General features: G+C 52.5%; 16 protein-coding genes and 1 other annotated feature. Of the genes, 9 read left to right on the forward strand and 7 right to left on the reverse strand.

Annotated elements, in window-relative coordinates; genetic code table 11:
• The first annotated feature begins 4 nt into the window (after positions 1-4).
• From BUB68_RS02730 to BUB68_RS02740, 3 genes are read left to right on the forward strand one after another with little or no spacing between them, the layout of a single operon-like run.
• Positions 5-937: an AAA family ATPase gene (locus tag BUB68_RS02730; RefSeq protein WP_256625619.1), complete on the forward strand. Its 933-nt coding sequence runs from the start codon at positions 5-7 to the stop codon at positions 935-937.
• Positions 938-942: 5 nt separating this feature from the next.
• Positions 943-2,622: a vWA domain-containing protein gene (locus BUB68_RS02735; protein ID WP_073088268.1), complete on the forward strand. Its 1,680-nt coding sequence runs from the start codon at positions 943-945 to the stop codon at positions 2,620-2,622.
• A gap of 49 nt (positions 2,623-2,671) precedes the next feature.
• Positions 2,672-3,136, forward strand: a complete 465-nt coding sequence (locus BUB68_RS02740; protein WP_073088269.1) for a hypothetical protein — start codon at positions 2,672-2,674, stop codon at positions 3,134-3,136.
• Here the strand turns inward: BUB68_RS02740 and BUB68_RS02745 are convergent.
• From BUB68_RS02745 to BUB68_RS02760, 4 genes are all read right to left on the reverse strand, one after another.
• A complete protein-coding gene (locus BUB68_RS02745; RefSeq protein WP_073088270.1) occupies positions 3,114-3,485 on the reverse strand; it encodes a hypothetical protein in 372 nt (123 codons plus the stop codon). The two genes, BUB68_RS02740 and BUB68_RS02745, sit on opposite strands and share 23 nt — an antisense overlap.
• 74 nt (positions 3,486-3,559) lie before the next feature.
• Positions 3,560-5,458, reverse strand: a complete 1,899-nt coding sequence (locus tag BUB68_RS02750; protein ID WP_073088271.1) for a PTS fructose transporter subunit IIABC — start codon at positions 5,456-5,458, stop codon at positions 3,560-3,562.
• A 58-nt stretch (positions 5,459-5,516) separates the two neighbouring features.
• Positions 5,517-6,425 (reverse strand): 1-phosphofructokinase, encoded by a 909-nt coding sequence (gene pfkB, locus BUB68_RS02755; RefSeq protein WP_073088272.1) that lies wholly within the window; start codon positions 6,423-6,425, stop codon positions 5,517-5,519.
• Positions 6,426-6,428: 3 nt separating this feature from the next.
• Complete coding sequence (locus tag BUB68_RS02760; protein ID WP_073088273.1) at positions 6,429-7,175, reverse strand: DeoR/GlpR family DNA-binding transcription regulator; 747 nt, start codon at positions 7,173-7,175, stop codon at positions 6,429-6,431.
• A gap of 249 nt (positions 7,176-7,424) precedes the next feature.
• On the opposite strand from BUB68_RS02760, the gene BUB68_RS02770 reads away from it, so the two are divergent.
• Both BUB68_RS02770 and BUB68_RS02775 read left to right on the forward strand, forming a co-directional pair.
• Entirely contained in the window at positions 7,425-8,309 is an 885-nt protein-coding gene (locus BUB68_RS02770; protein WP_073088309.1) for a YitT family protein, read from the forward strand.
• A gap of 13 nt (positions 8,310-8,322) precedes the next feature.
• The gene (locus BUB68_RS02775; protein WP_143188064.1) at positions 8,323-8,982 is read left to right on the forward strand and encodes a hypothetical protein; all 660 of its coding nucleotides are present in this window, start codon (positions 8,323-8,325) and stop codon (positions 8,980-8,982) included.
• On the opposite strand, the gene BUB68_RS02780 is transcribed toward BUB68_RS02775, so the two are convergent.
• On the reverse strand, positions 8,963-9,526 hold the full coding sequence (locus BUB68_RS02780) for a beta-class carbonic anhydrase (protein WP_073088276.1): 564 nt from the start codon (positions 9,524-9,526) through the stop codon (positions 8,963-8,965). The genes BUB68_RS02775 and BUB68_RS02780 overlap by 20 nt on opposite strands.
• A gap of 15 nt (positions 9,527-9,541) precedes the next feature.
• Positions 9,542-10,087 carry a hypothetical protein gene (locus BUB68_RS02785; RefSeq protein WP_073088277.1) on the reverse strand — a complete coding sequence of 182 codons (546 nt, stop codon included), beginning with the start codon at positions 10,085-10,087 and terminating at the stop codon, positions 9,542-9,544.
• Positions 10,088-10,253: 166 nt separating this feature from the next.
• Here BUB68_RS02785 and BUB68_RS02790 point away from each other — a divergent pair, with 166 nt between their 5' ends.
• From BUB68_RS02790 to BUB68_RS02800, 3 genes are all read left to right on the forward strand, one after another.
• Positions 10,254-10,517: a YhdT family protein gene (locus BUB68_RS02790; protein WP_073088278.1), complete on the forward strand. Its 264-nt coding sequence runs from the start codon at positions 10,254-10,256 to the stop codon at positions 10,515-10,517.
• Complete coding sequence (panF, locus tag BUB68_RS02795) at positions 10,510-12,009, forward strand: sodium/pantothenate symporter (protein WP_073088279.1); 1,500 nt, start codon at positions 10,510-10,512, stop codon at positions 12,007-12,009. The genes BUB68_RS02790 and panF overlap by 8 nt, the downstream gene beginning before the upstream one ends.
• Before the next feature lie 170 nt (positions 12,010-12,179).
• A complete protein-coding gene (locus tag BUB68_RS02800; protein WP_073088280.1) occupies positions 12,180-12,464 on the forward strand; it encodes a hypothetical protein in 285 nt (94 codons plus the stop codon).
• Between the two features lie 50 nt (positions 12,465-12,514).
• On the opposite strand, the gene BUB68_RS02805 is transcribed toward BUB68_RS02800, so the two are convergent.
• On the reverse strand, positions 12,515-12,823 hold the full coding sequence (locus BUB68_RS02805) for an AzlD domain-containing protein (protein ID WP_073088281.1): 309 nt from the start codon (positions 12,821-12,823) through the stop codon (positions 12,515-12,517).
• Between the two features lie 153 nt (positions 12,824-12,976).
• Positions 12,977-13,231: a binding site (T-box leader), on the forward strand.
• 50 nt (positions 13,232-13,281) lie between these two features.
• Here BUB68_RS02805 and BUB68_RS02810 point away from each other — a divergent pair.
• Positions 13,282-14,619 (forward strand): MFS transporter, encoded by a 1,338-nt coding sequence (locus BUB68_RS02810; protein WP_073088282.1) that lies wholly within the window; start codon positions 13,282-13,284, stop codon positions 14,617-14,619.
• Positions 14,620-14,731 lie beyond the last annotated feature (112 nt).

The following is a 14,731-nucleotide window of genomic DNA, read 5'->3' on the forward strand; positions in this document are numbered from 1 at the left end:
AGAGGTGAGTGCATTGACAGTTGAGGATATGCAGGCCTTTTTCGGTAAACAGGGGATTCGTCAGGAACTGCTGGTGCAGGCGGCAGAGTTTCGACGCCAGAATCCCTGGCAGGGGGAACGGACGCTGATTCCGCCCCGCTATCCCTACTTTGGCAAGGAAATATTGGAAGAAGCTTTGGCAGCTCTGTTGGCGGGGGCAAATCTCCTGCTGACAGGGCCTAAAGCCACGGGCAAGAACATCCTGGCGGAGAGCCTGGCTTTCCTGCTCGGCAGGCCGGTCTGGAATGTGTCGTTTCATATTGACGTAGATGCCGCTTACCTGATTGGCATGGATACCTTCAAGAGTGGGGAGGTCTGCTTCCGTCCAGGGCCTGTCCATGCTTGTGCAACGGCTGGTGGCATTGGCATCCTTGATGAGATCAACATGGCCCGCAATGAGGCTTTGGCGGTGCTGCATTCGCTGCTGGATCATCGGCGGCAGTTGGAAGTGCCAGGGTATGACCGTTTGCAGCTGCATCCAGCTGCCCGGTTTATTGCTACGATGAACTATGGCTATGGCGGCACCAGGGAACTGAATGAAGCCCTGCTGTCCCGGTTTGTGGTCTTGCAGATGCCTGTACCCGGGGAAACGGAACTCATCGCCTTGCTGCAATATGAATTCCCGGATCTGCGGGCAGATCGGGCAGGTCTCCTGGCGGCATTGTTCCTCGACCTGCGGCAGAAATATGAGGCCAGGGAAATCTCTGGCCGGGCGTTGGATCTGCGGGGGCTTTTAGAATCTTTGCGCCTTATCCGTCTGGGGCTGGATGCCGGACAGGCTCTGTCTATGGGGATTACTGGCAAATGCTTTGACCATCAGGAAAAGGCACTGGTTGAAGATATCATTGCCCTGCGCCTGCCTGCTGCTTGGCGCAGCAAGGATTTCTTTGTGGGGTGATGGCAATGGCAAGTGAATCCCTGCATGCCCAGCGGCAGAAGCGGGCGCTCAATATTGTCTGGACAGCGGCGGGAAAATATGATTTCCGGCCGGAGTTTTTGGCGTTTTATCATGACGGTGAACCGGATCGTTACCTCAATTCTATTGTCGGTCTGGTTCACCGTCATTATGATGCAGAAAAACTGACGGCTTATCTGCGGGAAAGATTGGCTGGATCCCTGCTGGGGGAACTCTATACGGACTTATTCTGGCTGGGGCTGGAGTCGGCCGTCTATGAACGTGAATTGCCCTTTCGGCCGGTCCTGGCAGATTTGCGCCATTGCCATGCGGAGCGTTTTTTGCGGGAAGATGTGGACCTGTCCTTCCAGCAGTTGATGATGCGGCAGGAACTGGCGCATACGCTCAACTGTGCCCGTTGTCGGGAGGTTCTGGGGAAAGGGGCAGGCTTGCTTAATCCCTGGGATCGGCAAATCTATCAGGCCTTATGCTTTCGGGGCGATATGGATACGGCGGACCTCATTGCGGCTATGGAAGGCATCATCAAAGATTTCTTTTGCTGCCATTGGTACGTCACGCCGCGGAAAGCGCTGCATTTTTCCCTGCCATCCTGGCTGCATGCTTGCTTGTATCGATTGCTGCCCATCCATTCCCGCTATGGGCAGGCAGATGCTGGGGGTTCATGGCAGCCCTGTCAGGGGCAGATGGCGACTGGCGGCAAATCTCTCCTGCCGGGCCGACAATGGGCGAAAATCCCTGCGTCAGAGCTGACAGATCGTTACGGGGCGTCCTTGTTCCGCCAGGAGCAGTTGCTGGAGATAGAAGGGGAAATGTGTCAGGACATCCATTGCCAGTCACAGCTCTGGTTTACGCAGGAAAAAGGCGAGGCCTGCAGGGAAAATCTAGTTTTCTTCCAACAACAGCAGGCGCGTTTCCGTACGGAATTACAGACCCTGACCCGCCGCCTGCAAAATGTCATGCTGGTACACCGGCAGCCACTGGCTCTGCCGGCCCGCCACGGTCAGCTGACCGCAGAACGGGTATGGCGCGGGGTGGTGCTGCAGGACAGCCGGATATTTTCTGCTACGGAAAAAGCAAGCTATGGAGATTTTTCTGTCATGCTGCTATTGGATGCCTCAGACTCCCGGAAAAACCGGCAGGCCGTCATAGCCAGCCAAGCTTATCTGATTGCGATGGCTTTGGGGCAGGCAGGAATCCCGTTGGCTGCGGTTTCCTTTTTCAGCCAGGCTGGCTGTACCGTGCTGCAGGTGCTCAAGGGATTTGCGGATTGCACTGCGGAAGGGATTTTTTCGTATAAGGCACAGGGCTGGAATCGGGACGGCTTAGCCTTGCGAGCCGTTGCCAAGCTGTGGGGAGAGCGGCAGGGGCGGAAGCTGGTGTTGCTCCTGACCGATGCCAATCCCAGTGATGAACAGCCTATCCCCGCTGCCTGGGGAATGGATGATCTTTATGGCGGCAAGCCGGCACTGGCAGATGCTGCACAGGGCGTGAAATTACTGAAAGAACAAGGCTTTCATGTGCTGGCGTTGGTGAATAGTGCCGCATGTGCAGCTTTGGCAGCGGAGACCGCCCACAAAATCTACGGCGAGAATTTTGTGCAGCTGCAGGATTTGTCCCAAATGGCCAACAAAGTGGGGGATTTGCTGGAAACTGAAATGCAGCGTTAAAGTTTTGCCCCCTTTCGCTCGATATATAGAGCAGAAAGGGGGCATCATCATGTCTATGGGATTGGAATTGCTGGCTTTGCAGAGCATAGCCGACAAGAAATATAAGCGTACGGAAAATAGCAAGAGCAGGGAAAAGGATAAAGAGGAAAGCTATCAGGATGTCTGGGACAAGGTCCGGAAAGAGCAAGAAGAATGGGATAAAACGCTCAATGAATATGACCTGACGAAATATAAATTGGGTCTGATGGATAGTTTCTGGTCCGATAATCATAAGACACAGGGTTATCTCTATAGCTATTACAAACGTCAGCAACGCAGCCTGAACCAGCAGGCCATCCATGAGATTACCCAGAATATTGCCTGGCTCAACCAGCTCAACAACAGTGGCTTATTGAATGGCAGTATCGACACCGAAGCCGCCCAGGCCACCAGCAAAGCCTTAACTACGGCCCTGCAAACCACTGTACTGGCCAGCATTAAGAACTACCAGCTTAATTCGTTTTTGGGGATTTGATCTTTCTAGTCAGTCTAATAGGAGTGGTTGGCATTGCATAAAGTATATTATCGAACAGTTCCACCATGGTAAAGGTGAAGATGATGGAAATGATCCCGTAATCCCAGGCCCCTGCAATATCGAGCTGGGCGAAGGAGCCGCTCAGCGAGGGAATATTGAAGCTGATGATATCGTCAATGCCGTGGGGCACAGGGGAATAGCCCAAAGCCATGGAAAGAAGCGTGGTCAAGCCAATGCTGATCAAAATAGCGCCCTGCACCATGAGGATAATGGTGAGTGCCAGGGTGAACATGGCAAAGACAGGAGCAGGCTGGGTGACATCGCCAAGGGCCATCAGCGTATCATACATCCTCCTAAAATTTACAAATAAGCAGCTCATCAACGAACTCGATGAGCTGCTTATCTTATGGTATTCTTTTGATTTTATTCTTTGATGGGCTTCTTCAGTACGGACAGCACAAGGCAGCCAACTACAGCACCAATGATGATTGCGGCCAGATACATGGCAGCGTTGCCGATGGTCGGTACTACGAAGATACCGCCATGGGGAGCACGCAGCGTGCAGTCAAAGGCCATGGACAGGGCACCAGCCGTAGCGGAACCGATGAATACGGACGGAATCACGCGCAGGGGGTCACCAGCAGCAAACGGGATAGCACCTTCCGTGATGAAGGACATGCCCATGACGTAGTTGGTGATACCAGCTTTGCGTTCGCTTTCGGTGAAGCGGTTCTTGAAGAACGTTGTGCAGAGCGCGATAGCCAGAGGCGGAACCATACCGCCAGCCATAACAGCGGCCATGACATGGTATTCGCCGGAAGCTAAGAGGCCTGTACCCGTTACATAAGCAGCCTTGTTGATGGGGCCGCCCATGTCGATAGCCATCATGCCACCCATGACGATGCCCAGGAAGATACGGGCATTCGGGTCCATGTTCTTCAGGGTATCAACCAGCCAGGTGTTGATGGCACCGACCGGCGGAGCAATGATGAACATGCTGATGAAGCCGATGATCAGGATGCCGAAGAAGGGATAGAGCAGAACGGGCTTGATGCCGTCCAAGGACTCCGGCAGGCAGGAGAAGGCTTTCTTCAGGAAGTTAACAGCGTAACCGGCAACGAAACCAGCTACGAGGGCGCCGAGGAAGCCGGAACCCGTGGTGCCAGCCAGAGCACCGCCGACGAAACCAACAGCCAGGCCTGGACGGTCAGCGATGGACATAGCGATGAAGCCAGCGAGAATTGGCAGCATGAAGCCGAAGGAAGCACCGCCGATATCCATGAAGAACTTAGCCAGCGGCGTATTGGAGCCGAACTTGCTCGGGTCGATGGAATAATCATCGAACAGGAAGGCCATGGCAATCAGGATACCACCGCCAACGACGAAGGGCAGCATGTGGCTGACACCGTTCATGAGGTGCTTGTAGATCTGACGGCCCAGGCTTTCACCGGATACGTCAGCAGCGCCGTCGCTTTCGTCAGCACCGGAAGCATGATAGATGGGAGCGTTGCCGGACAGGGCACGGTCGAGGAGTTCGTCCGCCTTGTTGATGCCGTCAGCAACCTTGGTGATGATGGTCGGTTTGCCATCGAAACGGGCCATAGCGACGTTCTTATCAGCAGCGACGATGATAGCGTCAGCTTTGGCAATCTCTTCAGCCGTCAGTACATTCTTGGCACCGCCGGAGCCGTTGGTCTCAACCTTGATGGTGATACCGCGTTTCTTGGCGTGCTGTTCGAGGCTTTCAGCGGCCATGAAGGTATGGGCAATGCCGGTGGGGCAGGCAGTTACAGCCAGTACCTGGATATGGTCAGCTTTCGGTGCTTCTTCAGCGGCACTATCTGCGGCAGCCGGAGCAACGAATTTGCCATCTTCCTTGTCGTCGATGAGCTTCAGGAACTCATCTTTGCTCTGGGCAGCAATCAGGGCTTCCTTGAAATCCGGGTCCATGATCATGGTAGCCAGCTTGGACAGGATTGCCAGATGGTCATCATTGGCAGAGTCCGGAGCGGCAATCATGAAGAACAGGCGGCTTGGCAGGCCGTCCATGGAAGCGAAGTCCATGCCAGCCGGAACCGTCATAGCAGCAAGGCCAGCGGCTTTAACGCCAGCACTCTTGGCATGGGGAGTGGCGATACCATCGCCGAGGCCAGTCGTGCCGGATTCTTCACGGGCAAATACGTCTTTCTTGTACTGTTCTTTGTCGGACAGATTGCCGCCAGCTTCCATCAGATCAGCCAGCTGATTGATGGCGGCAGCTTTGTCCGCGGGGGAGGCGCCAAGAACGATGCTCTCGCTCTTGAGCAGGTCAGTGATACGCATAATGTTCTCTCCTTTGTAAAAAAATTATATTTATGATGCCTAAAAGGCGAGATCCCAATTATTCGATGGTTGCCAGCAGTGCTTCAACTTCCGGACGGGTAGCGAGATTTTCACTAAATGCAGAAGCAGAACCCGTAGCCACACCCATATGGAAGGCCTTCTCGAAGTTCCCATTGGATTCCATATAGCCCGTGATGAAACCAGCTACCATGGAGTCGCCAGCGCCGACGGAGTTGATGAGCTTGCCTTTCGGTGCCGGGCACTTGAAGGACTGGCCATCAGCCGTCAACAGGATTGCACCATCGCCAGCCATGGAAATCAGTACGTTCTGAGCACCTTTTTCCTGCAGCTTCTTGGCATAGGTGATGATTTCTTCATCCGTGGTCAGCTTCACGCCGAACATATCGCCCAGTTCATGGTTGTTCGGTTTGATCAGGAACGGATGATACTGCAGTACGTTGAGCAGCAGTTTCTTCTCGGCATCTACCACGATGCGGATGCCCTTGCCGTCGAGGCGGGCCATGATGCGCTGATAGATATCATCCGGCAGGGTCTTGGGAATGGAGCCTGCCAGCACCAGCGTGTCGCCTTCCACGAGCTTATCGAGCTGGGCAAAGAGTTCCTGCTGTTTTGCAACGCTTATGTCCGGACCCTGGCCGTTGATTTCTGTTTCCGTGCTGGCTTTTGCCTTGACGTTGATGCGGGAGAAACCCTCATCAAGCTGAACGAAATCGCTCTTGACGCCGAAGTCCTTGAGTTGGCGCTTGATTTCCTCGCCTGTGAAGCCTGCGACGAAACCCAGGGCGCTGTTGTCATGGCCGAGGTTCTTGAGCACGATGGACACGTTGATGCCCTTGCCGCCCGCCAGTACCTGCTCGTAGTTCACGCGGTTGATCTCACCAGCCGTGAAGCTGTCCAAGCGTACGATGTAATCCAGAGATGGATTGAAGGTTACGGTGTAAATCATGTTTCATTCTCCTTCAATAACAGTTGTATAATCACGATATTTCTTATCTTCCAGACGACCCGTGATGATGGTGGCACTGGAGATATTGGCAAAGGTAATCGGGGAAATCTTGTTGAACTTTGACTGGTCAGCCAGAACATAGGCATTCTTGCAACGAGCCAGGGCTGCACTCTTGATGGTGCCCTCATCCGCATCCGGCGTAGAAAAACCGGACTTGGGGCTGATGCCATTGGTGCCAAAGAATCCCTTGGTGAAGTTGTAACATTTCAAATTATTCAAAGCTTCTGTACCAACCACTGCCTCTGTCACAGCCTTTACAGCCCCGCCGATGATAAAGACCTTGAAGCCCTTGGCGGCCAGTTTGGCTGCGTGCTGCATGCCGTTCGTGACGAATACGGCACTGGTTTCAGTCAGAAAGTCAATCAAATGCAAGGTGGTGGAACCAGCGTCGATATACACAAAATCTTTACGCTTGATCATTCCAGCCGCCTTGCGGGCAATGGCAATCTTTTCCTCGGGGAAAAGATCGTTCTTGGTTTTCATGTCTTCCTCGGCACTCGTGTAATTGTTGTCGATGGAAGTGGCCCCGCCGTACACCTTGTAGAGCCTGCCGCATTTATGCAAAGCGGTGAGGTCCCGGCGCACCGTGGACTCAGAAGCATCCAAAGCGCGGGTGAGGTCAAGGACGGTAACAGCCTTTTTCTCTTCCAGGATGCGCAGGATGGTCGCATAACGCTCTTCCGTCAGCATGGCTATCACTCTCCAAAATTGTGATGTTTTTTATATAATACAACTAAAGTCAGCCAAAGTCAATCAAAGCCACGAAAAAACAAGCAAAAAAGTGCTAAATCTCGTCAAAAACCACCGACAAAATACGAATGTACTTTATTATAGTACAGAGATAAACATAAAAAAGAGGATTATTCGCTATGCAGATGGTATAATAGATAATAGATATGATTGTAAAATGGGAGCGTGAGGCGTATGGAAGAAAAAGCAATGCAGGATAAGGACGGTAAGCAGAAAATCGTACAGCATCGCAAGGCATCGTTCTATTTGAAAAAATATGCCATGATCTTTGTCGGTGCGATTATCGCGGCCCTGGGCTTGGAATTATTCCTGATTCCAAACAATGTAATCGACGGCGGTATCGTGGGCGTGTCCATCATGATGCAGACGCTTACGGGCATGAGCCTGGGTGTATTCCTGGTTTTGCTGAATATCCCCTTTCTCTTCATGGGGTATAAGCAGATCGGCAAGAATTTTGCTATTGCCACCATGATTGCCATCTGTTTCCTGTCATTTTGGTCGGAAGTCTTTGGCCCTGTGCCCAAGGTTACGGATGACCCTTTCCTCGCGGCTATCTTTGGCGGCATTATTGACGGTCTGGGCGTAGGGCTGATCATTCGGGCAGGGGGAAGTCTGGATGGCACAGAGATCGTGGCCATTATCATGGATAAGAAATCTGTGTTTTCCGTTGGTGAAGTAGTTATGTTCATCAACCTCTTTATTTTGTCCAGTGCCGGCCTGCTTTATGGTTGGGATAAAGCCATGTACTCATTGGTGGCCTATTTCGTCATTTCCAAGATGATTGATGTGGTGATCAAAGGGCTGGATGAAAGCTATGCGGTGATGATTGTGACCAACGAGCATGAGGAAATCACTTCTGCCCTGAATGACCGCCTGGGCCGTGGTGTGACCTTGCTGCACGGTGCAGGTGGCTACACTGGGGAGAGCAAGGAAGTGCTTTACTGCGTAGTGACCCGCCTGGAAGTGGATAAGCTGAAGGAAATCGTTTTGGACAAAGATGAAAGCGCCTTTGTAACCATCAATGCCGTGCATGACATTGTGGGCGGGCGCTTCAAGAAGAAATCCATTCATTGAATTTTAGGAGGGAATGATGATGAAAAAGCTGCTCAGCCTGGTTTGTATGTTAGCAGTTTTTTGCCTCCTGTCGGGGGCGGCGGAAGCAACGCGGGAACTTCCACCGTTGCCTCCGCTGCGGGTCGCGCAATTTCCTTTGCAGATGCAAGGCCGGATGCAGCCTGCTCCCCATGTCCAGGATAAGCTGGAACGGCTGATTGACCGCAGCCTTCATATTCCCTTCAATGATTCTCTGCAGGTGTTGTCTTTCATTCCCGAAGGGGAATGTTTTGCGGCCTGGGATAAGGTCTGTGCTGCGGGTGGTGATAAGGTTCGGATCAAAGACCTGATGCGGCCGTTGGCGCAGGAATTGAAGGCGGATCTGGTGGTCATGCCTGTGCTGGCGGGATACGAACAATATCAAAGTATGAGCTGGCATCATTGGGGGCGGTATATCCTCCACAGTTATGCCTCAGTGCGGATCGTGGGGTATGATCGCGTGGCTGATGAGGTTTTCAGCAAGACCGTATCCCGCCGCTATGATGACGAGATTTCCCTGCAGGGAGATGTCGATAATCTGGCTTATGAGGCGATGGACGGAGCATTGCGCCAGGCCAGGATCCATGACCGGGTATGGGAATGGAAAGCCAGGAAATATGGCACTGGGAGCGCGCCTAGTGGTAGCCATTCATGACCACATCCACCTTACCTGTGCGGGGGTGGAAGATCAGCCCGTGGATGGGGACATCCTCAGGAATCAGCGGGTTGAGGCGGATGCGTTCCACTGTGTCGATGACGTTCTGTTCGGGATGGTGGAATTCGTCTGCCCATTCGGCCAGTTCCTTTTTTACCATATGGATGGCTTCTTTGGAAATGCCGCGTTCCAGCATGGATTTTATGAGACTTTCAGAGGTGGTATTGGCCATGCCACATTCATGATGGCCGATTACGATGATCTCCTTGACGCCTAATTCATAGATGCATACGAGAAGGCTCCTGATGGTGCCATCAAACACGCCGGTAATGCCATTGCCGGCGGTTTTTATTACCTTGGCTTCGCCGCGGCCGATCCCCAAGGCTGGTTCTAAGAAATTCACCAGCCGGGTATCCATACAGGTGATCAGGGCTACCTGCTTTTGCGGCAGCTTGCTTTTTTTGTGATCTTCCTGCGTATAGTCCGTGGGTGGATTCGCACAGAATTCTGCATTGGCTGCCAGCATGCTATCGAGAATGGTCATGATAAAACTCCTTTCTTAAAGAAATCCTGGGCGGATCTTTATGTTCTGCCCATTTTTCAGGCTGACCTTCTGCACCAGGCAGGTGCGCATCCCAATCATGAATAGTTCAAATTCATCGGTATGCGGAAGTTTTTGCAGAAGCTCATCGCGGCTTATTTTTTCGGTGAGATTCTGGGTGCTTTCCTGCCCATTGGGGTCGAGAATCATGACATAATAATCAGCCGCGGGCACATCTTGGAATGTAAAGTGTCCTTTTTCGTTCACTTCCACATGATAGATGGGCTGGCCTTCGGGAATCTTTCCTTCCTGATACCATTTTTGTACGGAGGCATAGGGCAGCGCATGGAAGTTGATGTTCTGTTCAATGAGCCAGACCTCTGCCCTTTCGGCATTCTTGCGGTTTTTGGGGGCACTTATATCCCACATCATGCCGCCAGGGCCTGCATGCACGCCCCGTTCGGTATTGGGGAGATAAACGGTGCCTGTTATGGTGCCATTGGCAGCCGCCAGGCTGCTGCTTAGCAACAGCGCGAACAGCAGTAACGTTATAACGTGTTTCATATAGCATCATCCTTTCCTGAGTCGTGTGAATCAATATCCTTGCCATTAGTTTTCGCCTTGGCGGGGAAAATTCCTGCTGTATTTGCCTGCACGGAAATTTTGCGGTACACTAGATGTTGACGGTATGCGCGGAAGAGGGTGCAACTGTACGAAAGGAGATTTAGAAATGACAGAGTGGGAAAAGTATCAGCAGATTCGCCGGGAAGCCGCGTTTACGGGGCTGGCTTTGCTGGTCCTTATTTTATTTTGGTGCTGGGCGGGATTTGGCCTCAGCGATGTGCAGGTGGAATTGTTTGGTTTGCCTTTATGGGCGGTTACCTCCAGTATCGGCGTCTGGCTTTTTGCCATTGTGCTGGTGAGAGTGTTGCTGAAGTTTGTTTTCCGGGACATGTCTTTGGAGCAGGAAAAGGAGGCAGGTTCCCATGAGTAATGGCGGTAATCCGGCAGCCCTTTTGCCGCTGCTTATCTTTATGGCGGTGATGATCGGCATTGGGTTCTATGTGCGGCAGGTACAGGCCAGAGGCTTTGGCAAGAATTTTGTCCAACAGTATTTTATCGGCAATCATGATTTGGGCGGTTTTGTGCTGGCCATGACCACGGTGGCGACCTATAGTTCGGTCAGCTCCTTTGTGGGCGGGCCGGGGATGGCCTGGCAGATTGGTTTTGGCTGGATATATATGGCGGTGGTACAGGTCACGGCGATCTTTCTCGTGCTGGGCATCTTTGGCAAGCGGGTGGCGTTGCTATCGCGCAAGTTCGATGCGGTGACGGTGGTGGATATCATCCGTGAGCGATTCCAATCCGATGGTTTGGCCAGTCTGGCCGCGTTCATTATCGTCTTGTTCTTCTGTGCGACCATGACGGCGCAGTTCGTCGGCGGTGCCAAGCTGTTTGCGGCGGTCACGGGTTATAGCTATGAGATGGGGCTGCTGCTCTTCGGCCTGGCCGTGGTGGTCTATACCACAGTGGGCGGCTTCCGGGCTGTGGCGCTCACGGATACCTGCTGTGCGGTCATCATGATGGTGGGAATCGTACTGCTGCTCTACCATGTGCTGGATGCGGGCGGCGGCTATACGGCGATCATGGCGAATCTCCATGCCAACCATCCGGAAATGTTCGAACCGTATTCTGGCGGACATATGCCGGCCGGGCTCTATCTGACCCAGTGGATCTTGGTCGGTATCTGTACCATTGCCCTGCCTCAGTCGGTTGTGCGTGGTATCAGCTACAAGGACACTGCCAGCCTGCACAAGGCCATGCTGATTGGCACGGTGGTCGTCGGCTTCATGAACATCGGCATCAATTTCACCGGGATTCTGGCTCATGGTGTGCTGACGGGGGATCTGGCTTCTTATGGCGGCGTGGATAATATCATTCCTAGGACTATAGTCACGGTTATGCCGCCGGCTTTGGTGGGGCTGGCCATTATCGGCCCGCTGGCAGCTTCGATTTCGACGATTTCCGGCCTGCTGATTGTGGCGTCTTCAGCCATCATCAAGGATGTATATCTGCATCACGCGCATAAGCAGGGCAAAGAACCGGGAACGAAACAGCTGCGCCTGCTGTCCATGCTGGCCACGGCTGTCATCGGTGTAGTGGTCTTCGTGATTGCCCTGACGCCGCCGAGCCTGATCTGGATCATCAATATGTTTGCCTTCGGCGGCCTGGAAACGGCGTTTTTCTGGATGCTGCTGTTGGGCCTGTTCTGGCGGCGCGCCAATAAGCTGGGCGCTATCCTGTCCATGGGCGGTGGCACGCTGGTGTACTGCCTGACGCAGGGGATGGGCTTCAAGGTCATGGGCCTGCATCAGATCACCATCGGGATCACGGCTTCCCTGTTGTTCTTCCTGTTGGGCACATATCTCGGCAAGCCGCAGGATGAGCGGGTGCTGAACGAATTCTTCCCCCAGCGGGAGCCTTGATAAGCTGGCGGAAAAGTTTTTCGGGAAAGCAGGTATTTTCGGGAAAAATATCTTGATAAATTGGGACTTTTGGAGTAAAATCAGGGTGTAAATTTATAAAATAGATGTATGTTAAGGGAATCTATAAAAAGCATTTATGCAATGGGAAAAATCAGAGAGGAGAAAGAAAGATGATTGTTGCGGTGAATAATGCGACAAATAAATTGTTCAAGTTCAAGAATGGCCGGTATAATCTGAAGGAGCAGGCGGCCTGGAAATCGCGGACGGCGTTTGTGGAAGATACGTTGCAGGAGATTCTTCGCGAGGCGGCCAGCAAGGAAGCAACGGTGTTTGCAAAATGCTGTTATGGCATTGAACTGGGCAAGAGTGAAGCTGAGGATCGCTACCTGTTGTCCTATGATGATGCTGTGAGCTATTGGAAAAACTTTGATGCACGTGTGTATCAGATTGCATAGAGTGGACGAAGAGCCCCTGAAGCCGGGATGATGCTTCAGGAGCTCTTTTTTTACAGCAGTACGAACTCCACGCCAAACACAACAATACAGCAGGCGGCGGCCACTTTGAACAGGCTGAAACCCTTCCAGGCCAGCCAGATGCCGATAAGCAGGGCCGAAAGTCCTGCATAGGGACTCCGAGTGGCATACAGGATGGCGGGGAACGTCATGACAGCCAGCGTGACGTAGGGAACATAGAAGAGAAACGACCGCAGGAACTGATTTTTGATGGGGCGGCGGATAAGGGTGACAGGGAGCAGGCGGATGGCGATAGTGACGGCGCTCATAACGAGCAGGTAAATATAAATATCGTGGTTCATGGGAGCAGTCCTTTCTGTCTGATATATGTTATCTATTTTAGGCGCATGTTCTGGAATTGTAAAGTTTGTTTCGGGAAAATAACAGGTTGACAACTTTACATAGGGGTGCTAATATAATACTCGTATTCGAAAACACAATAATCCATATCATGAAAACAGTCGATGAGAGGAAAGAGTACATTTTGCAGCGGATTGGCAGCGAGTCGGGTTTGGTGTAAGCCGATAGTCCAGCGGAAGTGGAAAATCATCCTTGAGATATGGTGCTGAACGGACTTGGTTTTGTAAAGTCCAGTAAGCGGCCACGGGGGCTTCCCGTTACAGAAGCCGCGTATGATGGTACGCAGTAGAGTGCCTTGCTGTATGGCAGGGAATTTGGGTGGTAACACGGACGATGGGTCCGTCCCTTTCGGGGGACGGGCTTTTTTATTTTATAGGAATCATTTTAGGGAGGAATCATTATGGAAGCTTTGGATTTGCAACGATTGAAACGGAAACGGGATTGGCGCATCATTTTGCCGGTGTTCCTGGTTTCCATCATTGCTTGTATCGATCGCGTGAACGTGGCGTATGCCAAGCTCACGATGACGGAAGATATGCCCTGGCTGACGCCGGAAATCTTTGGCATGGGCGCGGGCATCTTCTTTGTTGGCTATCTGATCTTTGAAGTGCCAGGTTCGCTGGTGGCCGCGAAGTTTTCGGCAACGAAGTGGATTGCCCGTATCATGTTCACCTGGGGATTGGTTTGCGTGTATATGGCCTTCGTGAAAACGCCGTCGGAATTCTATCTGTGCCGGTTCCTGCTGGGGGCATCAGAAGCAAGTCTCTATCCGGTCATCTATTCCGTGCTGTTCCCGCGTTGGTTTGCTGCTGGCGAACGGGCCAGAGCGACTTCCCTGATGCTCACGTCGCTTCTGATTTCTACCATTATCGGTGCGCCGTTAGCTGGCGTGCTGTTGGAAACGTCTCTGTTCGGACTGCATGGCTGGCAGGAACTCTTTATCCTGGAAGCGCTGCCGGCTTTGGCTTTTGCGGTATATTTCTTCTTTGCGGTCAAAGATCGTCCCGAGCAGGCGCATTGGCTTACGGCTGAAGAGAAGGCTTATCTGAATACGGTCTATGAGGACGAGCAGGCCGCTATGCACCGCGTCAAGAAATATACGGTTTGGCAGGCATTCTGCGAACCGAAGGTTCTGAAACTCTGCCTGATCTATTTCCTTTGGGTTGTCGGTTTTTGGGGGTTCAATTTCTGGATGCCGACGGTACTTAAAGGCATGTCCGGTTGGTCTACGAGCCTGCTGGGCGGCGCTATCGCCATCCCCATGCTGGCTGCGCTGGTGGTGCAGGTGATCATCGGCCATACGTCTACCCGTACGGGTGACAAGGTTTGGCATGTGGCTGGTGCCTTGCTGGTAGGTGCTGTGGGCCTGGGCTGTTCGCCGTTGGTGGATAGCATGGGCATGGCCTTGTTCCTCGTCTGCCTGTCGGCAATCGGCATTTACGCTGCCATGGGCGTATGGTGGACGATACCGACGACCTTCCTGACGGGGCCGGCAGCCGCGGCATCTGTTGCCCTCATCAATTCCTGTGGCAATATCGGTGGTTGGGTTGGCCCTAACATGATGGCCTGGGTACATACCACCACAGGTGGTTTTGCATGGGGCTACTATATCATGGCCGCCTTCATGCTGGCCGCAGCTGTGCTGGTCCTGACGGTGAAATATCGTTGGAACGGTGCCGTGCGTGAAGATATGGTTCAGCTCAAGGCCGAGGAAGAAGTTACGCTGGCAGCTGAATAAATAGAAGAAAAGGGACAGTGAAGTATGGATATGCTCCCCTATGAGAGACAGTAAAAAATAAAACTGTCATTACCCTTAGTGTTGGATAAGCATAATTTATGTGAATAAAAAT

It is taken from the genome of Pseudoselenomonas ruminantium, assembly GCF_900142515.1.
GTDB classification, from domain to species: domain Bacteria; phylum Bacillota; class Negativicutes; order Selenomonadales; family Selenomonadaceae; genus Selenomonas_A; species Selenomonas_A ruminantium_D.